The following is a 24,435-nucleotide window of genomic DNA, read 5'->3' on the forward strand; positions in this document are numbered from 1 at the left end:
ATTGTCGCCATCGTGGCCGTCGTCGCCGCCGCGAGCCTGAACAGGGCGAAGGCGCCGGAAGTCGCCAGCACCCCAACGCCGGTGGCGGCCAGCGCCAATGCCGCTGCTGCCGCCTCTGCGACACATGTGGTCCATGTCAGCGCCAGGCGCCTGAGCGCCGAAGAAAAAGCCGTGCTGTAACAGCGCATGAAGAACTGGACCAGAACCATCATCGGCCTGCTCGCGGCGTGGTCCGCACTGCCCTTCACCGCGCAGGCACAGGTCGACCTGACAACGCTCGATCGCGACATGGCCGGCCCCCGGGCGCAGGTACTGGTGCTGGGCACCATGCACCTGAACGCCATGCCGGCCGGTTTCAATCCGGCGGCGCTCGACGGCGTGCTTGACCGGCTGGCGGCATTCAGGCCCGGCATCATCACGATCGAAATGGAGTCCGGCGAAGAGTGCGATCTGGCGGCGCGGCACCCGGCAAAATACGGCGCCGACTATTGCGCATCGACCGCACTGGCGCAGGCCGCCACCGGGCTCGATGTGCCGGCCGCGCTGGCCGAAGTGGACAAGATCCTCAAGGCATGGCCTGCACAGGCCACGCCAGCGCAGCGGCGCCGCCTGGCGGCACTGTTCCTGGCGGCGAACGACGTGGCCTCGGCCTATGTGCAATGGCTGCAGCTGCCTGAAGCCGAGCGCCGCGCCGGCGACTGCCTGGATAGCGCGCTGGTGGAAAAACTCGCGCAACTGGCAACGCGCAACAACGAGAATTACCAGCTGGCGGCACGCCTGTCCGCGCGCCTGGGCTTGCCGCGCGTGCACGCCATCGACAACCATACGGGCGACCGCATGGATATCGCCGATATCAAGCCCTTCGTGCAGGCGATCGAGGCGGCGTGGGCTGCCGGCGGCGCGGCATTGGAGGACAGCGAAAAACGGCAGGACGCGCTGCGCCATGCACCGGACTTGCTGCCGCTGTATCGCCAGCTCAACAGCCCCGCCAGCCTGCAGATGTACGCCGAGGCCAATGTCAGCGCGGCCATGCGCGCCAGATCGCCGCAAGGCTATCCGCAGATGTGGGTAGCGGGCTGGGAAATCCGCAACCTGCGCATGGTGGCCAATATCCGCGAAACGTTCCGCGAACAGCCGGGCGCGCGCGTGCTGTCGATCGTCGGCGTGTCGCACAAGCCGTGGTTCGATGGCTGGCTGGGCCAGTTGCAGGGCGTGGATGTGGTCGACGTGGCGCAGGTCCTGAAGTAACGCTACTGGCGCATTTCCGCCAGCGCCCAGCGTACTTCGCTGGCCACTTCCGGATCCGTATCATCGAGGTGCCGTTGCAGCATGGGGATGGCGGTGGCAGCCTGCAGATCGCCGAGCGCATGCGCGGCGCGGGTGCGCACCACGGCGTGCGGCTCATTCAGCATGGCGATCATCGGCGCCAGCCAGCGCCTCTCTTCCATGTCGCCCAGGGCGCCCACCGCTTCGGCGCGCACCGCCGCATCGGGATCGGCCAGCAGCGCGGCGACGGCCGGCGCCGTTTCAGCAAAACGCATTTCGCTCAGGGCCCAGGCGGCAAGCTGGCGCACCACGGGCCGGGAATCGCGCAGCGCCAGCATCAGCGGCGGGATCGCGGCGCGCTGGCGGAACGACTCCACCTGCACCGCATGGCGCAGCGTGAAATCCTGTGCGCGCATGGCATGGGCCAGCTGGGTGAAGTTCGGGTTGTCCAGCGCTGCCAGCATCGCCATCGGGTCGTCGCTCGCCGTGCTGGCGGCCGGCAGCAGGCTGTCCGGCCACAGCACCGGTTCGCCGCGCAGCGTCAGGCTGCCCAGTGCGCACAGCAGCATCAGCGTCGCCAGCGCGCCGCCCCACCATTGCAAGGCTGTCACGCGCCCGCGCGGCCGATGCGCTGCCAGCAGCGCTGCGATACGCGCGCGCAGCATGGCGCCGTGGCTGGCGATATGGTTTTCAGCCAGCCCTGCGGTTCCCGCAGCACCGCCGCCGAAGGCCTGGCGCGACACCGTCAGCAAGGTGTGTGCATAGTGCGATGGCGTGCTGCCCGCCGCCAGCACGGCGTCATCGGCGGCGCATTCCGTGTCGTGTTCCAGCGTGCGCAGCAGGCCGTACATCAGCGGGTGCCACCAGTACAGGGCGAGCAGCACGCGCGCCAGCATCAGCATCGGCCAGTCGCGTGCGCGGACATGGGCCAGCTCGTGGGCCAGCACGGCGCGTGCATCGGCAGTCTCGATGCTGTGCCGGTCCAGCACGATGACGGGATGCCGCCAGCCCCAGCTGTACGGAGAGGAGGCCGTATCGGACGCCAGCAGGGCGACCTGCCGGCGCGGCCCGCACGTGCGCTGCAGATTGTGCAGCGCAGTCGTCCATGCCGGAGCCGCCACGGCCCGCGCGGCGACGGCTTCCCGGCGCAGTTGCAGCAGGTTCAGCGCCAGGCGCAGCAGATGGCACAGCACACCGGTCGCATACACGGCCAGCAGCGCGCGCCCCAGCTGGGTGGCGCGCGAGGGCAGGGCCACGGCGTCGTCAAGCAGGGGCACGTCGGCCGTCGTCACGCCGGCGGGTATCGCCAGCGGCGGGTCGAACAGGGCAGAGACGGCCAATGGCGCGCGCAGCGAGATCGGGGGCAGCGACAGCCAGAACAGGGGCATCAGCAGCAGCGCCACCAGGCCGCAGCGCGTGGCAAACACGCGCCGCGCCGCCGATGCTCCGACCAGCAGCCGCAGCACGCACAGCAACAGCAGCACCGTCACGCCATGCTTGAGCAGAAGCTGCGCCAGATCGGTTCCCGCCATCAGCGCCCTTCCTTGCGCGCCTTTGCAATCATCGCTTCGAGGTCATCGAGTTCCTGCGAACTGAGTTTGCCGGACATGCCGAGCAAGGCCGTGGCGGCGCTGGCCTTGGAGTTGTTGAAGAAGGTGCCGACCAGTTTTTTCAATGCCGATTCGCGCACCTGCGCCTGCGGCGCCACGGCGCTGTACAGATAGCGCTGGCCATCGACGCGATGCTGGAGCAGGCCCTTCGCTTCCAGCCGCCCCAGCATGGCGCGCACGGCCGAGTTGCTCAGGTCCGGTCCCAGCGCTGCCTGGATCTGCGCCGCGGTGGCTTCCTGCATTTGGTACACGCACTCGGCGACCTGCCGCTCGCGCGGCGCCAGGTCTTCCAGGCCGGGCATGGCGGCTGCGGTATCAATCGGAGGCGATTTTTTTGTCATGGTTGTGTCAATGCTTGCTGTGCTGATAAAAGATGCTGGCGGTAGCCGGCCATGGCCTGCTCGCGCGCGCCGCCAGCCTGTCCGAGCGCAATCGCCCGTTCGAACTGGCGCTGCGCTTCTGCCGGACGGCCCAGCGCCAGCAAGGCTTCGCCATGGCTGTCCGCCGCGTTGTGGGACTGCGCCCAGGCCTGGCTATTGTACGCCAGCACCAGCGCCGCCAATGCAGGCTGTTTGGCCTTGCCCAGCAAATCAAACCCCAGCGTATTGATCTCGGCTTCATTCAACTGGCTGGCTTTCAACGCTGCCGCGACACGGCTGGCGGCAGCGTCCTGCTGCTGCTTGCCCAGCAGGGCGGCGCCCAGTTCCAGCTCGCCCATCAGTGTCTGCCTTGCCTGCGCCCTGGCCACGCGCGCCGCATTCTGCGTGGCCGACGCCATGACCTGGCCGATGGCGGCGATCACCAGTTCCGGTTCCTGCATCTGGATGCCATGGCCGCTGTTGGGCGTGTAAACATGCGCGCCGCTGGAGAACTGCGTCATGAAGGCGGCATGGCGCTCGCGCTTGATCTTGATGGCCTCCGGGGTCTCCTGGAAAAAGTCCGAACCGGCGCGCGACTGCACCGAGGTGATCAGTACCGCCGGCACGTCGGGCAGCTCGGGCGTGGCCGGCAGCCGGCCCGCATCCAGGATTTTCTGGATCGTCTGCAGTTCGCCCTGCCATTTGGGTGGAATGCTGGCGGCAAGCATGCGTTGGTCCTGCTGCACGCGGGTCGCATCGACACGCTTGAGCACCGTCTCCAGGCCTTCGTCGGCCGGATCGACGAAGACCAGACCGGCTACCCGTTGCGGATGGGTAGCCGCAAAATGGCGGATCAAAAAGCCGCCGTAGGAGTGGCCGACCAGGATCAGCGGACCTGCCACCTTGCGCTGGCTGAGTACTTCGGCCAGTTCGGCCGCGCTCTGCTCCATGCTGAGCGGCTGCGCGCGGGCCGGCGATTGGCCGTAGCCGGCGCGCGAATAAACCAGCACTGCCGCCTGTTTCGCGATCTGCGGCGCCACCTTGCGCCACACCGACTGGTCGCTGGCAAAGCCTGCCTCGAACACCACGGTGTATGGCCCATCGCCGGCCTGCGCCACCTGCAGCTGGTGCTGGCCAACGCTGACCATGCCGTCGAAATCGGCAGCCGCAGCCGACGTTGTCAAAGCCGCTGCAGACAGCAGGCTGGCCAGTTTCCACTTCCATGCGAACGAGAACATAATTTCCTTGTCGGTTGTGATTGCTACAAATGTAGCATGCCACATTTGTAGCACCCCCGCAAGAAATAGTTGGCCATGACATTCCATCGTGTCAGTTTGTATCCTGTCCCGCCTTTTGCGCGTTTTGTCGCAATCCGGTGGTGATGGCGCGGTGATGCGTCTACAGTTCAATCATCGCAACACACAACCACCACCCGAAAGGACACATCATGAACATCGCCAAAAACATGGAAGCCATCGTCGTTGCCATCATCGCCATCGCCGCTGCCACCAGCCTGGCTACCGCTTCGGTACCAGCGTCGCGCAGCGCGCCAGCGGTCATCGCGGCCAGTGCCGATGCGCTCACCACCCACGTTGTCTACGTCAGCGCCAAGCGCCTGAGCGCAGAAGAAAAAGCCGCACTGTAAGCGCGGCCATGCAATGCAGGCGGCAACAGCAGTGACAGCAGCAGCACACCGCAATAGCTCATCACCGGCATCCGGAACGGGCGGCGCCCCCGGTTCTCTCCAGCCCTGGTGACAACAGCGTCAAAAAGGCCGATGATCGTGTTTTCCACGACAGCCGCGCCAGTGCCATGCCACCTTTGACGATCAGCACCGACAAGACGGAACTCGACGTTCCGGCCATCCACCATTTCCTCAGTACCCAATCGACCTGGGCCATCGGCATTCCGCTGGCCACCGTACAGCGCGCGATCGACCATTCGCTGTGCTTTGGCGGCTTTGTGGACGCACGCCAGGTGGCGTTCGCCCGCGTGGTGACCGACTGCGCCACGTTTGCCTACCTGGTCGATGTGTATGTACTCGATGACTATCGCGGCAGGGGCTACGGCAGGCAGCTGATGGATGCCGTGATGGCGCATCCCGACCTGCAGGGCCTGCGCCGCTTCATGCTGGCCACCAGCACGGCGCACGGACTGTATGCGCAGTATGGCTTTACGGCACCGCTGCGGCCGGCGTCGCTGAGGGAAAAATATGTGGCGGATATTTACCTGCGCTGAGGTGCGCGATGACTGCTGTCATGGCAGCTGCACCCGCGCCTGCCACTGACAACCGTTCCATCGCGGCGTTGGGTATTCTGTTCCGCGATTTTCGCATTTGGTCGCAATCCGGTGGCGATGGCGCGGTGACGAGCCTAAAGTTCAATCATCGCAGCACACAACCCACCACCCAAAGGACAGATCATGAACATCGCCAAAAACATGGAAGCCATCTTCGTCGCCATCGTCGCCATCGCCGCTGCCACCAGCCTGGCTACCGCCGCCGTACCGAAGTTCCGCGCCGCACCGGCAACCATGGTAGCCAGTTCCGATGCGGTGACCACCCACGTCGTCTACGTCAGCGCCAGGCGCCTGAGCGCCGCAGAAAAAGCCGCGCTGTAAGCGTGGTGGCACGATGCAAGTGACAGTAACGGCAGTAACGGCAGTAACAGCAGCAAGCAGCAGAACCCCATCACCGACAACCAGAACGGGCGGCGCCCCCGGTTCTTTCCAGCCCTGGTGATACCAGCAGGCCAGTCTTCCCTCCGCTCATCCTCTTCCGTTTGCCGACGCAAGCGCAGATAGTCACACTTTCGGTGGCGATCCCCATTCCCAATTGTTGCAATGCGGCACTTTTTAACGGGTATATAATCTTGCGCCACATGCCTGTACACAGCATGTACTTCAACATGAAGTCTCACTCACATCAAAGGAATCTTCGTGCATCGTTCGCTTATCAGCGCCGCCTGCTGCGCCCTGTTTGCCCTGTCCGCCCCCTCGCTGCATGCCCAGCAAGTGCCGAATGCCGCCGCTGCCGCACCGGTAGCCGCATCGACGCTCGTTTCGGGCATCGACATGGCCACCCTCGATACGGCTGTTCGTCCCCAGGACGATTTCTACGGCTACGTCAACGGCATCTGGACCCGCAGCACCGAGATCCCGGCCGACAAATCGGTCTGGGGCACGTATATCGAATTGCGCGAAATCGCGCAGGGCCAGCTGCGGGCGCTGATCGAGGCGACGCTGAAAAATCCCGGCAAGGCCGGCAGCGAGACCCACAAGATCGCCGACCTGTACACCAGCTTCATGAACCAGAAGGCACGCGATGCCGCCGGCTTCAAGCCGCTGCACGTTGAACTGGGGCGCGTGGCCGCCATCAAGGACAAGAAGGACCTGCCGGCGCTGTTCGCCTATTTGCAGCGCAGCGGCATCCAGACCGCGTTCTCGGCCGGCGTTGCGCCCGATGCGCAGGATCCGGAAAACTACACCGTCAACGTCAGCCAGTCGGGCCTGGGCCTGCCGGACCGCGACTATTACCTGAAGGACGACGACGCCAAACTGGTGGCCGTGCGCGCCAAATACCTGAAGCATATCGAGACCATGCTGGCCATGAGCGGCGACAAGGCAGCCGCCGCGCACGCGGCCCAGGTGCTCGACATCGAAACGCGCCTGGCCGCGGCGCAATGGACGCGCGTGCAGATGCGCGATCCGGTCAAGTCGTACAACCGCGTCGCCTTCGACAAGTTCGGCGAGCTGGCGCCGGCGTTTGACTGGCAGGCGTATTTTGCCGCTGCCGGTTTTGCGCCGAAAGCCGCGTCGGCGGTGGTGCGCCAGCCGGGTTTCCTGACCGGTTTTTCCGAGGCCGTGGCCGCGATGCCGCTGGAATCCTGGAAGAGCTACCTGAACTGGCGCATCGTCGAAAGCTATGGCTCTTTCCTCGACAGCGCCAGCGTCAAGGAGCGCTTTGCCTTCGAAGGCACCGTGCTGCGCGGCGTGCCGCAAAGCGAACCGCAGTGGCAGCTGGCGCTGCGCTTTACCGACAACGCCATCAGCGACGCCGTCGGCAAGCGCTATGTGGAAACGTACCTGCCGCCGGAAACCAAGCCGCGCGTGATGGCCATGTTCAATAACTTCGTGGCCTCGTTCAAGGAAGGTATCGACAAGCTCGATTGGATGAGCCCGGAGACCAAAAAAGAAGCCCAGCTCAAGCTGGCCGGCCTCAAACCCAAGATCGCCTACCCTGAAACATGGCGCGACTACAGCAGCATGAAGACCCGGCCGAACGACCTGATCGCCAACGTGCGCGCGGCGCGCGCGTGGGGTCGCCAGAACAATCTGGACAAGCTGGGCAAGCCGGTCGACCGCGACGAATGGTCGATGACGCCGCAAACCGTCAACGCCAGCTACAGCCCGGCCTTGAATTCCATCACGATTCCGGCCGCCATCCTGCAGCCGCCGTTCTTCAACGTGAAGGCCGAGGACGCGGTCAACTACGGCCTGCTCGGCATCACTTTCGGCCATGAGATCAGCCATGCGTTCGACGACTCCGGCAGCCAGTATGACGCCCACGGCCGCCTGCGCAACTGGTGGACCGCCGAAGACCGCACCGCCTTCAAGGCGCGCGCCGCCGGCCTGGTCAAGCAGTACGGCGCCTACAGCCCGGTACCCGGCTACTACATCAACGGCGAGCTGACGCTGGGCGAGAACATCGGCGACAACTCCGGCCTGTCGCTGACCTACAACGCCTACCAGCGCTCGCTGGGCGGCAAGCCGTCGCCGGTGATCGACGGCCTGACCGGCGAGCAGCGTTTGTACATCGGCTTCGCGCAGAAATGGCGCGCCAAGCTGCGTCCGGAAGCGGCCATCGCGCAGATCAAGAGCGACCCGCATTCGCCCGGCGAATTCCGCGCCAAGGGCACCGTGATGAACCAGCCAGGTTTCTATGAGGCGTTCGACATCAAGCCGGGCGACGGCATGTATCTGCCGCCGGAGCAGCGCGTGATCATGTGGTAAGGGTGTAAAGATGGCTTTAAGGCCGTCAAGTTAAGCTGGCTCAACCCGAAAGGCGAAAGTGCCAGGGTCGGACCCTGAGGGTCCGACCCCAGTCCTTGCTTTTGGGGTGAAAGGGACGCTAAGTTGATGGCGGGAGAAGCACGCCGTGCTGCTCCCGCAGATGGCGCGCCAGATGCCGGCCATGTCCGGCGGCGATCACCTGCGCGGCAGTCGGCAGGTACCTGTCCACTATGCCTTCCATCAGATGGCAGGCATCCTCGAACGGCACGCTGCAGTGCGGACACGCCAGCCGCTCATCATCAGATAAATAAGCGCTCTCCATCCTGCCGGTATCCGCCAGATCGACATACCACGTCTCGCACTCGTAGCACTGCACCGAAAGATGGCCGCAGGCGGGGCAGCGCAGGAAGATCAGGTCTTCATCGCCGCAGCAGCTGAAGTTGGCGTAGTCGACATCGCTGTCGGTCAGCAGATCAGGATTAATGGGCTTGATATGAGCCATGGTCATGTCTCCTGCAGTCGCTGCAAGCTTCCTTCAAATGGGCCCTCATTGCCACTGCATCAAGCAAGGCGGTATCAGCAACAGCAGTGCCAGCACCAGGTAGATCAGCTGCAGCGGGATCATCCACCTGGCCCAGGTAATCCACGGCACGCGTGCCAGCGCCAGCACGCCGACGGTGATGCCGGAGGTGGGGATCATCGGCGTGGTGAATTCGCCGAACTGGAATGCCAGGATGGCCGTCTGGCGCGTCACGCCCACGAGATCCGCCAGCGGCGCCATGATCGGCATGGTCAGCGCTGCCTGGCCGCTGCCGGAGTGGATGAAGAAGTTGATCACCGACTGCATGAAGAACATCTTCTGGGCGGCGAACACGGGGCTGGACGAGGCCACCAGCGGCGTGAGCGCATGCAGCATGGTGTCGATGATCTGCGCGTCGCGCGCGAGGATCATGGTGGCGCGGGCGAGCGCAATCACCAGCGCCACGCCGACCATGTCGCGCGCGCCCTGCACGAAGGCGGCGACCAGGCTGTCGGCATCGAGCCGCCCCACCAGGCCCACCACGATGGCCATGACCAGAAACAGGGCGGCGATTTCATCGATGAACCAGTCGTACTTGACCACGCCCACCACCATCGTCAACAGCGTGCCCAGGAAGATCCACAGCACCGCGCGGTGCGTGCCCGTCATGCCGGCAAAGCTGTCCAGGTCCATCGTGTGCTCGCTGCGCTTTTCGATATCGAGCTGGTAGGTGGGGCTTTTTTCGGGATGGCGCTTGATGCGCGCCGCATACCACATCAGGAACACGATGCTGACCGCGGTGGCGATGGTCCAGACGATCAGGCGGTAGCCGATGCCGGAAAAGATCGGCACGCCGGCAATGCCCTGTGCGATGCCGACATTGAAGGGGTTCAGGAAGGCGGCGGAAAAGCCCACCTGCGAGCCGAGGAACGGAATCGACACGCCGGTGATCGTGTCGTAGCCCAGCGCAAGCGCCAGCGGCACGAAGATCAAAATGAACGGGATCGCTTCCTCGTTCATGCCGAAGGTGGCGCCGCCGAGCGAAAACATGGTGAAGAAGACGGGAATGATGGCGGCGCGCACGAAGCGCGAACTGGTGTGGGCCTTGGCGATGGCCTTGATCAGCGAGTCGAACGCCTCGGTTTTCTGCAGCACCGAAAAGGCGCCGCCGACGATCAATACAAAGCCGATGATCAGGCTGGCGTCGACAAAGCCCTTGATGGGCGACATCATCAGCGCGGCCAGGCCCTGCGGCTTGTTGGCGACATAGTGAAACGTGCCGGGGATGATCAGCTGCTTGCCGTTGACCAGCTGCGTGTCGAATTTGCCGCCCGGGACCAGCCAGGTGGCCAGCGCGATCATGGCCAGGATGCCGCACAACAGGACAAAAGTATTGGGCAGCTTGAACGATTTTTTCATGGAGGTTTTCTTCTTATTGGCTCAGCAGGCTGCCGCCGCGGTAGGCCACGCTGCCGGCTACCTTGCCGACGTTCATGCCGCGCAGGACGTGGCGGTGCGCGCTGCGCGCAAAGAACACGCCGGCCACCGTGCAGCGCAGGGTGGTGGTGTCGCCGCTGACCGGGTCGATCAGGTCGGCGACGGCGTCGCCGGCCGCCAGCGTGTCGCCCATTTCGCGCAGGTACACCAGCACGCCAGCATGGGGTGCCAGGATCGGTTCCACGCCGGCCAGCGGCGTCGGCACGCATTGCGGCGCAGGCAGGTCGTCGGCCGCGCCGGGAATGTCCAATACCCCTTCGATGGCGAGAAAACGCAGCAGGGCATTCGCGTCGCGTTCGGCCAGCCCATAGTCGACCTGCACTTCGCCGCGCAATTCCACCGTCACCGACAGGCAGGCGGCCGGTATCGGATAGCGGCCCTGGAAGTGCGCGTCCAGGTCCCACCACAGGCGGCTGCACGCTTCGTCGAACGGCTCTTCGCCGGCCGCCAGCTCCAGCAAGACTGCGCGTGCACCCAGCAGGGCCGTCAATGGCGCCAGCTGCGCGGCCAGCGGCGTGCCGGTGTACAGGTGCAGCGCGGCCTCATTGTCGCAATGCAGGTCGAGCACGATGTCGGCGTCGATCGCCATGCCGAGCAGGGTTTTTTTCAGGGTTTCGGCATCGGTGCGCGGCTCCCACGAGGCGACAGAGGCGCGCGCCTGCTGGCGGATCAGCGCCACGTTGGCCGCCGTGTCCGGCCCCAGCTGGCCGTCGAGCGTGGTTTTCAGCTCATCGGCCACATGGCGGTAGGCGCGGTTGAAGTTGATGCCGGTCGACAGGTCGAAACGGCCGAACGGCGCGCCGTGGATGGCCTGCGCCAGGCCGATCGGATTGGCGGCCGGCACCAAGATGATTTCGCCATGGATCTTGCCGGCAGCTTCCAGCGCCAGCAGTTCGCGCCGCAGGAATTGCGACACCAGCATGCCCGGCACTTCGTCCGCATGCAGGGCGGCCTGGATATACACTTTTTTTCCACTGCGGCTGCTGGCAGCGTCGATACCGAAGTGAAAACTGCTGAGTTGATAGGCAACGCTGGCGTGCGGCGTGGAGATGGGATGCTGGCGAACTTGCATGATGATGCGCTCCAAAACGGGGCAGAATGGGTGGATTTTGGTCGATTATGTAGCATTATTTTCACTAAGTAAATAAATGAAAATCCTTTTACAAAAATTCATTGAGTTTTGTTTTTGATATGAGTACAGTGGATTCCAGCAGCCGTTTTTCGAACCTGGTTCGACAGGCGCTGCATGTCACTACATGCAAAATCACAGGCCGCCAGCACCATGAAGTCAACCGCCAGTCCTGCCTCCAGCGTCCCCGGCGTGCATGCGCCGGATGCGGCGTTTGCGCAGTCTGTGCTGGGGCAGACGCTGATGCGCGTGCTGGCCAGCGGCTCGGCGTCGCACCGGCAGATCGCCGACTATTTGCTGCGCAACCAGCTGCGCGTCACGGCGCTGGGCATCGAGGAGCTGGCCGACAGCTGCCAGGTATCGACCGCCACCATCAGCCGCTTTGCGCGCGATATCGGCCAGAAGAATTATTCGGCCATGCGCGGCGCCATGGCCGAAACGCTGCAGTCGCTGTTGCAGCCGGTCGACAAGCTGCGCCACACCATCGCACATCGCGCGCGCGCCACCTCGCCCGTCACGCAAAGCCTGGAATATGCCGCCGCCAATATCGCCGCCACGGCCGATGGCCTGTCGCTGGCGCAGATGCAGGCGGTGGTACAGCGCCTGACGCGCGCCAAGGTCGTGTATGTGATGGGTTTTGGCCTGTCGGCCAACCTGGCCGGCATGCTGGTGCAGCATCTGCAGCCATTCTGCCCGCATGTGGTGGAAGTGGTGGGCATCGGCGGCTCGGAAGTGGCGGCCGGCCACCTGGTCAACCTGACGGCGCACGATGTGCTGGTGGTGATCTCGTTCCCGCGCTATACGCTCGACTGCATCGGCCTGGCCAGCTTCGCGCGCGACCGTGGCGCCCATATCGTGGCGCTGACCGATTCGCCGGCCTCGCCGCTGGCCGAACTGGCCGACCAGGCGCTGTATGCGCAAAGCACCCATCCCGTCTTGCCCAGCAGCGCCAGCACGGCGCTGGCCATGATCGAGGCGCTGGCGGTGGCGCTGATGGTGTCGAACAAGGGCAATGTCGAAAAGGCCGCGCGCCTGAGCGATGTCATTGCCGCCTATCTGTATGGCGGCGAACATGGCGTGCAGGGCCCCAGGAAATCCGCAGTAAAGCAGGGCAACAGCAGTGCAAAAAAAAAGCAGTCCATATAAAAAATCAGGGTTACCACCATTGGGAGCATACATATGCAAGTAGAACATCAAGGCAAGCGCAGCCTGCCGCGCGAATCCGAGCTGGCACGCTCGGTGCGCCTGGCGCTGGGCATGCTGGGCGTGACGGCGGCGCTGGGAATGCTGGGCACCAACGCACTGGCGCAAACGCTGGAAAACGACATCGATCCGGCCTTGCGCCGCGTGGAAATCACCGGCTCGGCCATCAAGCGGCTCGAATCGGAAACCGCGCTGCCGGTGCAGGTGATCACGCGCGCCGATATCGAAAAGGCCGGCGTGACGACGGCGGCCGAACTGATGGCGCGCGTGTCGGCCAACGTGGGCGGCCTGACCGATGGCGCCAGCATCAACGTGGGCGGCGACCAGCGCGGCTTCAACAGCGCCAACCTGCGCGGCGTGGGCACCTCGTCGACGCTGGTGCTGCTCAATGGCCGGCGCATGGCCAACTTCGCCTCGCCCGGCGACGACACGGGGGTGGACCTGAACAATATTCCGGCCGCCGCGCTGCAGCGCGTGGAAGTGCTGCTCGACGGCGCCTCCGCGCTGTACGGCACCGACGCCATCGGCGGCGTGATCAACTTCATCACGCGCAAGGATTACCAGGGCGTGGACCTGAACGTGTATGGCAGCCGCACCGACGAAGGCGGCGCCGGCAAGCGCACGGCCAGCATCACGGCCGGCTTCGGCAATGTGGAGACTGACGGCTACAATGTGTTCGCCGTGCTGGACTTGCAGAAGACCGACCGCCTCAGCACCTCGCAGCGCAAGTTCATCCCGAACCTGCAGATACCGCAGCGCCTCGGCCACTTGCTGTCGAGCTTTACCAGCCCGGCCAATATCCGCCTGACCAGCGCCCAGCGCACGCACCTGCAGGACAACGGCTTTTTGCTCAACGGCCAGCCGGTCACGAACCGCCAGATCAACTTCGCGATCCCGAACTGCGCGCCGCCGGCCAATCTGTACCTGCCGAACGGCACCGGCGGCGTCGATGGCTGTACCTATGACTACATGGGCGACACCGAGCTGTATCCGAAGTCGGACAAGCAGAACCTGCTCACGCGCGGCGTGTTCAAGATCAACAACGATCACCAGCTGTATGCGGAAGCGGCATTGAGCCGCTCGCGCACCTATTACGTGGGCTCGTCGGCGCGCGTAATCGGCTATCTCGATGCGAGCCGCGTTCCCCAGCTGGCCAATGCCGGTTTCGATACCGCGCTCGACGAGGACGGCGAACCGGTGGGCAGCGAACTGGAACTGCGCATGCGCCTCAATGAAGCGGGCATGCGCACCAGCGAGCTGACCAGCGAAAGCCAGCGCTATGTGGTGGGCGCCACCGGCACCGTGGCCGGCTGGGACTACGACGTGGGCCTGAACCACAGCGTCAACGTGGTCAAGGACCGCGACACGCACGGCTATGTGCTGTACGACCAGCTGCTCGAAGGCATCGCGGACGGCCGCATCAATCCGTTCGGCCCGTCCAGTGCGGAAGGCAAGGCACTGCTCGACAGCATCCAGGTCAACGACGAAGTGCGCCATGCGCGCGGCACCATGGATTCGCTCGACTTCAAGGTCTCGCGCGCCTTGACCGCGATGGGTGGCGGCGACCTGGCGCTGGCGGTGGGTGGCGAAGTGCGGCGCGAGCGCACCGAGTTTCGTCCTTCGGCGCTGCTGATGAGCGACAATATCAACAACGACGCGGCGCCCGAAGGCGGCGTGGCCACCAGCGACAGCCGCAACGTGCAGGCCATCTACAGCGAGCTGCTGCTGCCGTTCACCAAGCAGTGGCAGGCGCAATTGTCCGGCCGCTACGACCATTACCAGCAGGTGGGCGGCGCCCTGAGTCCGAAGATCGGTCTCACCTTCATGCCGAACAAGCAGGTGCTGATGCGCGCCTCGGCCGGCAAGGGCTTCCGCGCGCCGTCGATGTCGGACCTGCACCGTCCTACCGTCTACAGCAGCACGGCGACCCTGCCCGATCCGGTCTACTGCGCCGAAGAAGGCAATGACTATTCCGTCTGCGCCGACAACTGGGATACGCGGCGCTACAGCAACGACAAGCTCAAACCAGAGCGCAGCCGCCAGTTTTCGGCCGGCCTGGTGCTCGAACCGAGCAAGAACTGGACCTTCAGTGCGGATTACTGGAACATCAAGCGCACCAACCTGATCAGCGAGATCGGCGACGATATCATCCTGGCCAACCTGGAAAAATACGGCGAGCTGGTGCACCGCGATGAAGATGGCCTGATCGACTATATCGAACTGCGCAAGGAAAACCGCGGCGCGCAGAAAGCCTCGGGCATCGACCTGACGGCGGACCTGCACGGCGTGAAAACGGCGTGGGGACGTTTTGGCGGGCACCTGAGCGGCACCTATGTGCTGGCCTCGAAAATCCAGACCAGCCCTGGCGACTCGTATATCAGCAATCTCAATACCTTCGTCACCGACGGCGTGGTGCAGCGCTGGCGCCATACGATCACCCTGGACTGGGACCTGGGTCCGTACTCGGCCAGCCTGTCGAACACCTATTCGACCGGCTACCGCGACCAGAACTCGGCCATCAATATCGATGATGGCAGCGTGGTGGCGGCCAACCGGGTCAAGGCCTACACGATCTGGGACATGTCCGGCGCCTATGCCGTCAGCAAGCAGTTCAAGCTGCGCGCGGGCATACAGAATCTGTTCAACACCAGCCCGCCCTATTCGAATCAGGCGTATTTCTTTATCTCGGGCTATGATCCGAGTTATACGGATCCGCGCGGCCGGCGTTTTTATGCCAGCGCAAACTACAGTTTCAAATAACAAGGCAGTTGCAGTTTGCGGCGCGCGTGCTGCGCGCGCCGTTTTCCAGGCATTTGAAAGGCATCATGAAACCCATCGCAATCCCGTTTCAAAAAATGTGCACCGCCTTTGTGCTGACGGTGGCGCTGGCCGTCACCGGCATGCAGGCCGTGCTGGCCGCCCCCGCGCCAGCCGTCCCCGCCAATGCACCGCAAGGCACGCTGGTGATCATCGGCGGCGGCCTGCGCGCCGACAATGCGGAAGTGTGGCAGCGCATCGTCGATCTGGCCGGCGGCAAGGGCGCGCGCATCGCCGTGATGGCGTCCGCTTCGATCAATCCCGAAAAATCGGGCGCCAGCATCATGGCCAAGCTCAATCAGTATGGCGCCGATGCCTTCTTTGTGCCGCTGGGCGTGAAGCTGGCCAACAGCGACTACCGCAAGGCGGCCGAAGATCCGGCCATCGTCACCCAGATCAAGTCGGCCAGCGGTATCTATTTTGCCGGCGGCGACCAGGGCCGCATCACGCAGGCGCTGCTGCGCCCGGACGGCAGCCGCACGGCGGCACTGGAGGCCATCTGGTCGGTGTACCGCAATGGCGGCGTGATCGCCGGTTCCAGCGCGGGCGCCGCCATCATGAGCACCACCATGTTCTACGACGCGCGCCCGGTGCTCGACATGCTGAAAATGGGGGTGACGGACGGCCGCGAGATCGCGCCGGGCCTCGGCTTTATCGGCAGCGACGTGTTTGTCGACCAGCACTTGCTGGTGCGCGGACGCTTTGCGCGCATGATTCCCGTGATGCTGAAAAAGGGCTATCACATCGGCCTTGGCATCGATGAAAACAGCGCCATGATCGTCGACGCCAAACGTGAAGTGGAAGTGATCGGCTACAGCGGCGCGCTGCTGATCGACCTGTCCGGCGCCATCAGCGACCGTGGCGTGAAGAACTTCAATATCAGCAATGCGGCCATCAGCTACCTGGACCGGGGCGACAAATTCAATCTGATCACCAAGGCATTCACGCCGTCGCCGGACAAGGCCGACAACAAGCTCGATCCGAACCAGCCCGACATGCGCGAACCGGTGTTTACCAACGATATCCTGGGCAATAACGCGGTGCTCGACCTGATGGGCAACCTGATCGACAACGCCCAGCAGGAAGCGATCGGCATCGCCTTCGGCAATCCGCGCGACCCGTATCCAGACCTCGGTTTCGAGTTCAGGTTCAGCAAGACCGTCAACAGCGTTGGCTACAGCTCGACCGAAGCGGAAGCCTATTCGGTGCTGAAGCTGCGCCTCGATATCCGTCCGATCCAGCTGCGCCAGCCTTTGTACCGCTACAAATAAGACTCAGGATATAGCGAGGGTATCGAGCAGTTCCATCAGCCTGGCGGTCTCGATCGGCTTGACGAAGTGATGGTCGAAGCCGGCCGCGCTGGCCTCCTGCCTGGCCTGCTCGTCGCCATAGCCGGTAATCGCCACCAGCACCGCGCCGGCCAGCTTTGGTACGGCGCGGATCTGGCGCGCCAGCGCATAGCCGTCCAGGTCGGGCAGGCCGATATCGAGCAGGAAGACATCGGGCGGCGCCGCCTGCGCGCGTTCGATGACCTCCAGCGCATGGTGTTCGATGGCCACCTGGTGCCCCGTGGTCTCCAGGAACATGGCCAGCATCTCGGCCGCATCGACGTTATCGTCGACTACCATCACCTGAAGCGCCGCCCAGCCGGCTGCGCGCTCCTGCCTGGCTGCCGCCTGCAAGGCAGTTCGCTCCTCCTCTTCCTGCAGATGCGGCAGGCAAATCGTGAAGCGGCTGCCCAGGCCCAGGCCATCGCTGCAGGCCGCTACCTCGCCACCATGCAGCTCCACCAGGCTTTTCACCAGCGCCAGGCCGATCCCCAGGCCACCTTGCGAGCGGTCGGTTTCGCGCTCGGCCTGCACGAACAGGTCGAACGCGTGTTCGAGCACCCTGGCCGTCATGCCGATGCCGTTGTCGATCACGGCCAGCCGGACATGCTCGCCATCGACATCGAGATTGAGCGCTATATCGCCGCCATGCGGCGTGTACTTGGCTGCGTTGTTGAGCAGGTTGGCGACGACCTGCACCAGCCGTTTCGGGTCGCCCGAAACCAGCGCCGAGGCGGCCGGCGTCTGCACGGTCAGGCGGTGGCCGCGGCTTTCGATCAGCGGGCGCACCTGCTCGATCGCGTCGGCCATCACGCGCTTGATATCGGTGCGCACTTTAACCAGCGGTATCATGCCGCGCGTGACGCGCGACACATCGAGCAGGTCGTCGATCAGGCCACTGATATGGCGCACCTGGCGGCCGATCACGGCGCTGGCCTGCTGCACCCGGGCCGGGTCGGTGCTGGCCAGCTGCAGCAGGTTGGCCGCCGCCGAAATCGGCGCCAGCGGATTGCGCAATTCATGCGCCAGCATGGCCAGGAATTCGTCCTTGCGCCGGTCCGCTTCGCGCAGCGCCTGTTCGGTGCGCGTGCGCTCGCTCACGTCGCGAAACATCAGCGCGACCTTTTTGTCGGCCGCCGGCCCGACGCGGATGGCGTAGACGTCGAACCAGCGGTTCATCGGCTCCGAGCCTTCCATGAAGCGGATCGGTTCGCCCGTCAGCCCCACCTTGCCGTAGATCTGGAACCAGCGCTCCTCCAGGTTCGGCACCAGTTGCCTGGCGGTCTTGCCGAGCGCGTCGACCAGGCCGGTCTGCCGTTCGAACGCCGGATTGACTTCCAAAAACAGGTAGTCGACGGGCGCGCCGGCGTCGTCGACGATAATCTGGATCACTGCCAGCCCTTCGTCCATCGAATCGATCACCGCCGCATACGATTGCTTCATGCCTTCGCGAATGCGGATTTCCTCGGTGACGTCGGTGCAGACTACCAGCACGCCCTGCACCCGATCTTCGTCCTGTATCGGGCTGTAGCCGTAGGTCCAGTACACATCTTCGTGCTTGCCGTGGCGGATCACGGGCACCAGCGCATTTTCATGCCAGGTCGCACCCTTGCCGGCCATGACGTAGTCGATCTCGGGACCGATGATGTGCCAGGCCTCGGTCCAGCAGTCGCGTCCGCGCTGGCCCAGGGCCGCCTGCTGGCGCTCCGGTCCCAGCGTGCGCCGGTAGGCGTCGTTGTAGAACTGGTACAAGTCGTCGTCCCACCAGATGAACATCGGGTGATTGCTGGTCAACAGCAGGCGCAGCGTCGATTTGAGCAGCGACGGCCAGTGTTCGGGCACGCCCATTGGGTGGGAGGCCCAGTCGTGCTGGCGCATCAGCGCACCCATGTCGCCGCCGCCGTCGAGAAAGCCGGGCAGGGGTGAGGTATTCAACAAGTCCGTTTGCTTCACATCATTACCTTTCAGTATCAAACGGCCTGAAACCGGGCCATCGCCCTGCAATTGTAGCAAGCTCTTCAATCAAAACCGCCGCCTTTGTCGCTACAATGTGCCGCAGCGAACGATTGCCGTTTGCCGTGTCCAACTCCGTCTTCAGGAATGCCATGCAGCCCACTTTCATCCGATCTTTCCTCTCCGCGCTGGCGCTGGCCGCCTGCATCGTTCCCGCAGCGCAGGCGGCGCAGCCGGCCACCATGCGCCTCGACTACCAGCACAGCGGCAATGTGCTGGGCGAGCACTATGCGGTCGAGCGCGTGCTGGTCGAGCCCTTGCCGTGGCCGGGCAATATGGCGCGCACCGTCGACGACAGCAACCGTGGCGTGAACATGGTGGAAGTGGTCGACATCAAGACGGGCAAGCTGCTGTATTCGCGCGGCTTTTCCACCATCTTCGGCGAATGGAGCAGTACCGACGAAGCGAAAACCACCACCCGCGCGTTCCAGGAATCGGTGCGCTTTCCGCAGCCCGAGCAGCCGGTGCGCGTGCGCATATTGAAGCGCGACGAGCGCGGCCTGTTTTCCATCGTCTGGTCCACCGATGTCGACCCGAAGGCGCAGGACGTGATCCGCCAGCAGCCGTCGGCACCCGTCAGGCCGATCCCGATCCGCGTCAGCGGCGCCTCGCCCGACAAGGTCGATCTGCTGATCCTGGGCGACGGCTATACGGCGGCCGAAATGGGCAAGTTTGAAGCAACGGCGCGCAAGCTGGCCGACCATCTGTTTACCGTCTCGCCATTCCGCGAGCGGGCGCAGGACTTCAATGTGTGGGCCATGGCCGCGCCGACCCGGGAGTCGGGCGTGTCGCGTCCTTCGACCGGCGTGCATCACGCCTCGCCGCTGGGCACGCGCTACGATATTTTCGGCAGCGAGCGCTATGTACTGACCACCGACAACCGTGCGCTGCGCGACCTGGCGCAGTATGCCCCATATGAATTCATCGAAATCCTCGTCAACAACGACACCTATGGCGGCGGCGGCATCTTCGGCCAGTTCAGTACGGCGGCGGCCAATAACGACTGGGCCAACTACCTGTTCGTGCACGAATTCGGCCACCATTTTGCGGGCCTGGCCGACGAGTACTACACTTCGCCGGTGGCCTACCAGTCGAATGGCGAACGCCAGGAACCGTGGGAGCCAAACGCCACCGCGCTGCGCGACCCGGCCAGGCTGAAATGGAAAAGCCATGTGAAGGCCGGCACGCCGCTACCCACGCCATGGCCCAAGGAAGTCTATGACGAGCATGCACGCGAATACCAGAAGCAACGCGCCGCCCTGCGCGCGGCCAACCGCCCGGAAAGCGAAATGAGCGCGCTGTTCAAAGCCGACCTGGCGCACACGGAGCAGCTGTTTTCCAAGGCGCCGCAGCGCCATGCGGTGGGCGCGTTCGAAGGCGCCAACTACGAATCGACCGGCTACTACCGCCCCGAGATGCAGTGCATCATGTTCGACCGCAGCGAGACCTTCTGCTCGGTCTGCCAGGACGGCATCAGCACCATTATCGACCTGTATGCCGGCACACCGAAGCGCTGAGCCGCCATGAAAAAAATACTGATAATCGCGATTGTCGCCCTGATCGCCGTGTATGCCATCAAGCGCATGGTGGTGGACCCGTACTTGTGGAAAAAAGCGATTGCCACGCCTGAACATGCGTTGAAACTGGGGAGCTTTGTGTTCAGCAAGCGCCGCGGGCATAACGGCAGCCAGAGCATGGAAAATCAGTATTTCGTATTCAAGGTCACCGAAATCCACGGCGACCATGTGCGCCTTGCCGTGATTCGAAAAATGCAGCAGGGCGAGGAAATTGTCAGTGGCGAGTTTGCCACCACCAAACAGGGATATGCGCAGTTGAAAGACACGGTCAGGAGCCTGCAGATCACGGGCATATCGCGCGACGATCTGTTCAGCCGCAGTCGCAGCCACGATGGTAGCCCCTATAAACTCGATGCTTACTTGCTGGAGAAATATCCGGCGCTAAACACATCGCGCTATTATTTCGAGGATGTTCCCGAAAACCAGCGCAATCGCCCGGTGCCGGAAGATCAGATGGAGCGCATGGAGTATTTCACCCTGGTCTATTCAAGAAAGGAAATCGTCGAACACGGCAGGCTGGTGGCATGGATACTGAATAACAGCCCGGAGCCTGAATTGTCGAATATATCGGAAGACATCGATCTGATACTCAATTAGTGCGTTGGACAGTGCGCCGCACAATAGGCGCACTGTCATGGCACGGTCATGGTATTGCGGTAGAATTTGATTCAGATCAATGTTGCATTGCCGCAAACGCCGTTATAGTTGCCCCGTATCAAGGTATCTTGACCGTGCGCACCATGCCTTCCGGACGCACCGTCAAGCTGTTGCCAATTTTTGGAACCCAGACGGAAAAGCCACAGACATGAAGATGCACGACAGCGCGCCTGGCGCGTTCGACCAACTCAATCCCCACACGCCCATTTTGCTGCCGTATGCCTGCATCGGCAGCGTCACCCTGGCTACCTGTGCCCGCAAGCTCAATACCGGCGCCCCGCGCTGCATCAGCGCCGCCACGCCGTGGCCGGCGCTGCTGCCGCAGCGACCGTGAGGGCAGGCATATGACACAGCCACTATTCGGTTTGCAGGGAAAACGCGGCCTGGTGGTCGGCATCGCCAATGACCAGAGCATCGCCTGGGGCTGCGCGCGGTCCTTGCGTGCGGCCGGTGCGGATCTGGCGCTGACCTGGCTGAACGACAAGGCGCGCCCGCATGTGGAGCCGCTGGCGCAGCAGCTGGGTGCGGCCATCACGGCGCCGCTCGACGTGTCCGTGCCGGGCCAGCTTGACGCGCTGTTCGCGCAGATCGAACGGCAGTGGGGCGGCCTCGATTTCCTGGTGCACTCGATCGCGTTTGCGCCGAAACAGGACCTGCACGGCCGCGTGACGGACAGCTCGGCCGACGGTTTTGCGCAGGCGATGGATATCTCGTGCCACTCGTTCATGCGCATGGCGAAACTGGCCGAGCCGCTGATGAAACAGGGCGGCAGCCTGATGGCGATGACCTACCTTGGCGCCGAAGAGGTGATCGCCGATTACGGCCTGATGGGTCCCGTCAAAGCCGCGCTGGAAGCGTCGGTGCGCTACCTGGCGGCCGAACTCGGTCCGGCCGGCATCCGCGTCAATGCGATTTCACCGGGGCCGCTGGCCACGCGGGCCGCCTCCGGCATCGCCCATTTCGACCGCCTGCTGGCCGACGCCGAAGCGCGCTCGCCGATGCGCCGCCTGGCCAGCATCGATGACGTCGGCGCCCTGTGCGCCTTCCTGGCCGGCGACGGCGCACGCTCGATCACGGGCGGCACGCTGTATGTCGACGGCGGCTACAACATCCTCAACTAATCGATTGCAGCAGCATCTGCCTGGCCAGCTGGCCGGGCACGGCAATGTCAAGCAACGCTGAAAGCATCAATAAAGGATACCCATGAAAACACCAGCCTCACCATTTTTCGCCACCGGTGGCGTGCCTTCGCTGGGCATGCTGGGCGACTACGCGCGCGACTCGTGGCAGCGCATCGTGCTGTACGCGGACGTGATGCGCAAGCGCGGCAACCAGTACCAGGAACACCTGGTCGAAGACATACCGAACGTGCTCGATTTTCCGGCCGCCATCGTGATGACGGGCGCGGACCTGCCGCGCCCCGTCAACTATGGCCTGGTGCGCATCCTGGCGCCGGACCTGCCCGAACCCGATCCATCGAAACGCCCGTTCGTGGTGGTCGATCCGCGCGCCGGCCACGGTCCCGGCATCGGCGGCTTCAAGCCCGAGAGCGAGATCGGCGTGGCGCTGCGCGCCGGCCATCCGTGCTACTTCGTCGGCTTCCTGCCCGACCCCGTGCCGGGCCAGACGGTGGAAGACGTGATGCATGCGGAGGTCGCGTTCCTGGAAAAAGTCATCGCCCTGCATCCGCACAGCGGAGGTAAACCTGCCGTGATCGGCAACTGCCAGGCCGGCTGGCAGATATTGATGACCGCCGCCATGCGTCCGGACCTGTTTGGCCCGATTATTGTGGCCGGCGCGCCCGTCTCGTACTGGGCCGGCTGGCATGGCCGCAATCCGATGCGCTATTCGGGCGGCATGATGGGCGGCAGCTGGGCCACCGCGCTGGCGGGCGACCTCGGCAACGGCCACTTCGACGGCGCCAACCTGGTGCAGAATTTCGAAAAGCTCAATCCGGCCAATACCCACTGGAGCAAGCAGTACAACCTGTATGCCAACATCGACACGGAAGCGCCGCGCTACCTGGAATTTGAAAAATACTGGGGCGGCCATGTGTTCCTGAACGCCGTCGAGATGCAGTACATCGTCGACAATCTGTTTATCGGCAACCGCCTGGCGACCGCCCAGCTGATCACCTCCGAGGGCGTGCGCCTGGACCTGCGCAATATCCGCTCGCCGATCGTCGTGTTCTGCTCGAACGGCGACAACATCACGCCGCCGCCGCAGGCGTTGGGCTGGATCACGGACCTGTACCGCGACGATGACGAAGTGCGGCTGCACGACCAGACCATCGTCTATTCCGTGCACGACAGCATCGGCCATCTGGGCATTTTCGTCTCCGGCAAGGTGGGCCACAAGGAACACCAGAAATTCGCCAGCAATATCGACCTGATCAACCTGCTGCCGGCCGGCGTGTATGAAGCGAAGATCGTCGACAAGACGGCCGACACGCCCAACGCGGACCTGGCCAGCGGCGACTATGTGCTGTCGGTCGAACACCGCAGCGTGGACGATGTGCGCGCCATCGTGCAGCCGGATGAAGCAAGCGACCGCAAGTTCGCCACCGCCGCGCGCATCTCGGAAGTGAACCTGTCGCTGTACCGCAACTTCATGCAGCCGTGGGTGCGCGCCGTGGTGACGCCGCAATCGGCACGCATGCTCGAACTGATGCACCCGCTGCGCATGTCGTACGAGCGCTGGAACGACCGCAACCCGCTGGCCAAACTGGTGGCAAAGGAAGCGGACAAGGTACGCGCCCGGCGCGCGCCGGTGGCGGCCGACAATCCGCTGCTGGCGATGCAGCAGGCATTTTCCACCGCCATCACGGCGGGCCTGAACAGCTGGCGCGACTGGCGCGACACGGCCACCGAACAGACCTTCGACCTGGTCTACGGCAATCCGCTGCTGCAGGCACTGGCGGGGCAGGGGGCCGGCGTGGCGCCGCGCCCCCATCCCGGCATCACGGCTGAACACAGCGCGCTGGCAAGCAGTGCGGCACTGGCGCTCGATGACGAGGTGTACCAGGGCGGGCTGGTGGAGGCGGGCGTGCGCGCGCTGTTCTTCATCCACCGCTTCCGTGCGGCGGCCGACGAGCGCCGCTTCAACCTGACCCTGAAACTGCTGCAGCCGCTGTTTGAACAGGGCCTGCGCATGGATGATTTTCGCGCCATCCTGCGCCGCCAGGCGCGATTGATGCAGCACGATGCCGATGCCACGATGGCGGCCATCCCCGTGCTGCTGTCGCGCGCCCACCCGCAGGCGGTGCGCGAGATGGCCGCCGGCCTGGAACAGGTGACCGCGATGTTCGACGCACCCACCCCGGACGAGCAGGACAGCCTGGCGCAGATGCTGGACGTGTTCGGCCGCGCCGCAGCCAGCCAGGCCGAAAAGAAACACGCAGTGTCCGGCAAGGCGCCGGCCATATCCGCAGCTACCGCATGAAGGATCAG

21 protein-coding genes are annotated in these 24,435 nt (G+C 64.1%); 14 read left to right on the forward strand and 7 right to left on the reverse strand.

All coding sequences use genetic code 11. The annotated features are described in order from the left end of the window. Positions 1–180 (forward strand): hypothetical protein (locus tag RTQ46_RS10295; RefSeq protein ID WP_312436345.1); only part of this gene is annotated, 180 nt, incomplete at its 5' end. A 6-nt stretch (positions 181–186) separates the two neighbouring features. Beyond that, positions 187–1,248, forward strand: a complete 1,062-nt coding sequence (locus RTQ46_RS10300) for a DUF5694 domain-containing protein (protein WP_312436346.1) — start codon at positions 187–189, stop codon at positions 1,246–1,248. Between the two features lie 2 nt (positions 1,249–1,250). Here RTQ46_RS10300 and RTQ46_RS10305 read toward each other — a convergent pair whose 3' ends face one another. Genes RTQ46_RS10305 through RTQ46_RS10315 form a run of 3 tightly spaced genes read right to left on the reverse strand, consistent with a single transcriptional unit; the run spans position 1,251 to position 4,473 of the window. Continuing rightward, the gene (locus RTQ46_RS10305) at positions 1,251–2,798 is read right to left on the reverse strand and encodes a M56 family metallopeptidase (protein WP_312436348.1); all 1,548 of its coding nucleotides are present in this window, start codon (positions 2,796–2,798) and stop codon (positions 1,251–1,253) included. After that, a complete protein-coding gene (locus tag RTQ46_RS10310) occupies positions 2,798–3,217 on the reverse strand; it encodes a BlaI/MecI/CopY family transcriptional regulator (RefSeq protein WP_312436350.1) in 420 nt (139 codons plus the stop codon). Before RTQ46_RS10310 ends, RTQ46_RS10305 begins: the two co-directional genes overlap by 1 nt. Continuing rightward, the gene (locus tag RTQ46_RS10315) at positions 3,214–4,473 is read right to left on the reverse strand and encodes an alpha/beta hydrolase (protein WP_312436352.1); all 1,260 of its coding nucleotides are present in this window, start codon (positions 4,471–4,473) and stop codon (positions 3,214–3,216) included. The genes RTQ46_RS10310 and RTQ46_RS10315 overlap by 4 nt, the downstream gene beginning before the upstream one ends. 209 nt (positions 4,474–4,682) lie before the next feature. Between RTQ46_RS10315 and RTQ46_RS10320 the strand changes: the two genes are divergently transcribed. The 4 genes from RTQ46_RS10320 to RTQ46_RS10335 all read left to right on the forward strand — a co-directional run bounded on the left by RTQ46_RS10320 (position 4,683) and on the right by RTQ46_RS10335 (position 8,245). Further along, complete coding sequence (locus tag RTQ46_RS10320) at positions 4,683–4,880, forward strand: hypothetical protein (protein WP_312436353.1); 198 nt, start codon at positions 4,683–4,685, stop codon at positions 4,878–4,880. A 167-nt stretch (positions 4,881–5,047) separates the two neighbouring features. After that, complete coding sequence (locus RTQ46_RS10325) at positions 5,048–5,473, forward strand: GNAT family N-acetyltransferase (protein ID WP_312436355.1); 426 nt, start codon at positions 5,048–5,050, stop codon at positions 5,471–5,473. 183 nt (positions 5,474–5,656) lie between these two features. Then, a complete protein-coding gene (locus tag RTQ46_RS10330; protein ID WP_312436356.1) occupies positions 5,657–5,854 on the forward strand; it encodes a hypothetical protein in 198 nt (65 codons plus the stop codon). A 318-nt stretch (positions 5,855–6,172) separates the two neighbouring features. Further along, positions 6,173–8,245 (forward strand): M13 family metallopeptidase, encoded by a 2,073-nt coding sequence (locus tag RTQ46_RS10335; RefSeq protein WP_312436357.1) that lies wholly within the window; start codon positions 6,173–6,175, stop codon positions 8,243–8,245. Between the two features lie 118 nt (positions 8,246–8,363). Here RTQ46_RS10335 and RTQ46_RS10340 read toward each other — a convergent pair whose 3' ends face one another. Genes RTQ46_RS10340 through RTQ46_RS10350 form a run of 3 tightly spaced genes read right to left on the reverse strand, consistent with a single transcriptional unit; the run spans position 8,364 to position 11,334 of the window. Next, positions 8,364–8,747 (reverse strand): hypothetical protein, encoded by a 384-nt coding sequence (locus RTQ46_RS10340; protein ID WP_312436359.1) that lies wholly within the window; start codon positions 8,745–8,747, stop codon positions 8,364–8,366. A gap of 45 nt (positions 8,748–8,792) precedes the next feature. Beyond that, on the reverse strand, positions 8,793–10,184 hold the full coding sequence (locus RTQ46_RS10345; protein ID WP_312436360.1) for a YfcC family protein: 1,392 nt from the start codon (positions 10,182–10,184) through the stop codon (positions 8,793–8,795). Between the two features lie 13 nt (positions 10,185–10,197). Continuing rightward, positions 10,198–11,334 carry a M14 family metallopeptidase gene (locus RTQ46_RS10350; RefSeq protein WP_312436362.1) on the reverse strand — a complete coding sequence of 379 codons (1,137 nt, stop codon included), beginning with the start codon at positions 11,332–11,334 and terminating at the stop codon, positions 10,198–10,200. A gap of 210 nt (positions 11,335–11,544) precedes the next feature. Here RTQ46_RS10350 and RTQ46_RS10355 point away from each other — a divergent pair, with 210 nt between their 5' ends. The 3 genes from RTQ46_RS10355 (at position 11,545) to RTQ46_RS10365 (ending at position 16,682) form a co-directional block, all read left to right on the forward strand. After that, positions 11,545–12,537: a MurR/RpiR family transcriptional regulator gene (locus RTQ46_RS10355; protein WP_312436363.1), complete on the forward strand. Its 993-nt coding sequence runs from the start codon at positions 11,545–11,547 to the stop codon at positions 12,535–12,537. 33 nt (positions 12,538–12,570) lie between these two features. Continuing rightward, positions 12,571–15,354, forward strand: coding sequence for a TonB-dependent receptor (locus RTQ46_RS10360; RefSeq protein ID WP_312436365.1), 2,784 nt, complete (start codon positions 12,571–12,573; stop codon positions 15,352–15,354). A 140-nt stretch (positions 15,355–15,494) separates the two neighbouring features. Next, complete coding sequence (locus RTQ46_RS10365; RefSeq protein WP_312436462.1) at positions 15,495–16,682, forward strand: cyanophycinase; 1,188 nt, start codon at positions 15,495–15,497, stop codon at positions 16,680–16,682. Positions 16,683–16,685: 3 nt separating this feature from the next. Here RTQ46_RS10365 and RTQ46_RS10370 read toward each other — a convergent pair whose 3' ends face one another. After that, entirely contained in the window at positions 16,686–18,674 is a 1,989-nt protein-coding gene (locus RTQ46_RS10370; RefSeq protein ID WP_312436366.1) for an ATP-binding protein, read from the reverse strand. Positions 18,675–18,844: 170 nt separating this feature from the next. Here RTQ46_RS10370 and RTQ46_RS10375 point away from each other — a divergent pair, with 170 nt between their 5' ends. From RTQ46_RS10375 to RTQ46_RS10395, 5 genes are all read left to right on the forward strand, one after another. Next, entirely contained in the window at positions 18,845–20,269 is a 1,425-nt protein-coding gene (locus RTQ46_RS10375) for a M64 family metallopeptidase (protein WP_312436367.1), read from the forward strand. A gap of 6 nt (positions 20,270–20,275) precedes the next feature. Then, positions 20,276–20,926, forward strand: a complete 651-nt coding sequence (locus tag RTQ46_RS10380) for a hypothetical protein (protein WP_312436369.1) — start codon at positions 20,276–20,278, stop codon at positions 20,924–20,926. Between the two features lie 208 nt (positions 20,927–21,134). Next, positions 21,135–21,320 carry a hypothetical protein gene (locus RTQ46_RS10385; protein WP_312436371.1) on the forward strand — a complete coding sequence of 62 codons (186 nt, stop codon included), beginning with the start codon at positions 21,135–21,137 and terminating at the stop codon, positions 21,318–21,320. A 10-nt stretch (positions 21,321–21,330) separates the two neighbouring features. Next, the gene (gene fabI, locus RTQ46_RS10390; RefSeq protein WP_312436372.1) at positions 21,331–22,107 is read left to right on the forward strand and encodes an enoyl-ACP reductase FabI; all 777 of its coding nucleotides are present in this window, start codon (positions 21,331–21,333) and stop codon (positions 22,105–22,107) included. 136 nt (positions 22,108–22,243) lie between these two features. Beyond that, positions 22,244–24,427 carry a DUF3141 domain-containing protein gene (locus RTQ46_RS10395; protein WP_312436463.1) on the forward strand — a complete coding sequence of 728 codons (2,184 nt, stop codon included), beginning with the start codon at positions 22,244–22,246 and terminating at the stop codon, positions 24,425–24,427. The last annotated feature ends 8 nt before the right edge of the window (positions 24,428–24,435 follow it).

It is taken from the genome of Janthinobacterium sp. (genome assembly GCF_031995485.1).
GTDB lineage: Bacteria > Pseudomonadota > Gammaproteobacteria > Burkholderiales > Burkholderiaceae_D > Janthinobacterium.

What these genes read in the sequence shown, in the direction of transcription:
- RTQ46_RS10300 (WP_312436346.1), top strand. Translation starts at nt 187, where the DNA reads ATGAAGAACTGGACCAGAACCATCATCGGCCTGCTCGCGGCGTGGTCC.
- RTQ46_RS10305 (WP_312436348.1), bottom strand. Translation starts at nt 2,798, where the DNA reads ATGGCGGGAACCGATCTGGCGCAGCTTCTGCTCAAGCATGGCGTGACG.
- RTQ46_RS10310 (WP_312436350.1), bottom strand. Translation starts at nt 3,217, where the DNA reads ATGACAAAAAAATCGCCTCCGATTGATACCGCAGCCGCCATGCCCGGC.
- RTQ46_RS10315 (WP_312436352.1), bottom strand. Translation starts at nt 4,473, where the DNA reads ATGTTCTCGTTCGCATGGAAGTGGAAACTGGCCAGCCTGCTGTCTGCA.
- RTQ46_RS10320 (WP_312436353.1), top strand. Translation starts at nt 4,683, where the DNA reads ATGAACATCGCCAAAAACATGGAAGCCATCGTCGTTGCCATCATCGCC.
- RTQ46_RS10325 (WP_312436355.1), top strand. Translation starts at nt 5,048, where the DNA reads ATGCCACCTTTGACGATCAGCACCGACAAGACGGAACTCGACGTTCCG.
- RTQ46_RS10330 (WP_312436356.1), top strand. Translation starts at nt 5,657, where the DNA reads ATGAACATCGCCAAAAACATGGAAGCCATCTTCGTCGCCATCGTCGCC.
- RTQ46_RS10340 (WP_312436359.1), bottom strand. Translation starts at nt 8,747, where the DNA reads ATGGCTCATATCAAGCCCATTAATCCTGATCTGCTGACCGACAGCGAT.
- RTQ46_RS10345 (WP_312436360.1), bottom strand. Translation starts at nt 10,184, where the DNA reads ATGAAAAAATCGTTCAAGCTGCCCAATACTTTTGTCCTGTTGTGCGGC.
- RTQ46_RS10350 (WP_312436362.1), bottom strand. Translation starts at nt 11,334, where the DNA reads ATGCAAGTTCGCCAGCATCCCATCTCCACGCCGCACGCCAGCGTTGCC.
- RTQ46_RS10355 (WP_312436363.1), top strand. Translation starts at nt 11,545, where the DNA reads ATGAAGTCAACCGCCAGTCCTGCCTCCAGCGTCCCCGGCGTGCATGCG.
- RTQ46_RS10360 (WP_312436365.1), top strand. Translation starts at nt 12,571, where the DNA reads ATGCAAGTAGAACATCAAGGCAAGCGCAGCCTGCCGCGCGAATCCGAG.
- RTQ46_RS10365 (WP_312436462.1), top strand. Translation starts at nt 15,495, where the DNA reads ATGCAGGCCGTGCTGGCCGCCCCCGCGCCAGCCGTCCCCGCCAATGCA.
- RTQ46_RS10375 (WP_312436367.1), top strand. Translation starts at nt 18,845, where the DNA reads ATGCAGCCCACTTTCATCCGATCTTTCCTCTCCGCGCTGGCGCTGGCC.
- RTQ46_RS10380 (WP_312436369.1), top strand. Translation starts at nt 20,276, where the DNA reads ATGAAAAAAATACTGATAATCGCGATTGTCGCCCTGATCGCCGTGTAT.
- RTQ46_RS10385 (WP_312436371.1), top strand. Translation starts at nt 21,135, where the DNA reads ATGAAGATGCACGACAGCGCGCCTGGCGCGTTCGACCAACTCAATCCC.
- fabI (WP_312436372.1), top strand. Translation starts at nt 21,331, where the DNA reads ATGACACAGCCACTATTCGGTTTGCAGGGAAAACGCGGCCTGGTGGTC.
- RTQ46_RS10395 (WP_312436463.1), top strand. Translation starts at nt 22,244, where the DNA reads ATGCTGGGCGACTACGCGCGCGACTCGTGGCAGCGCATCGTGCTGTAC.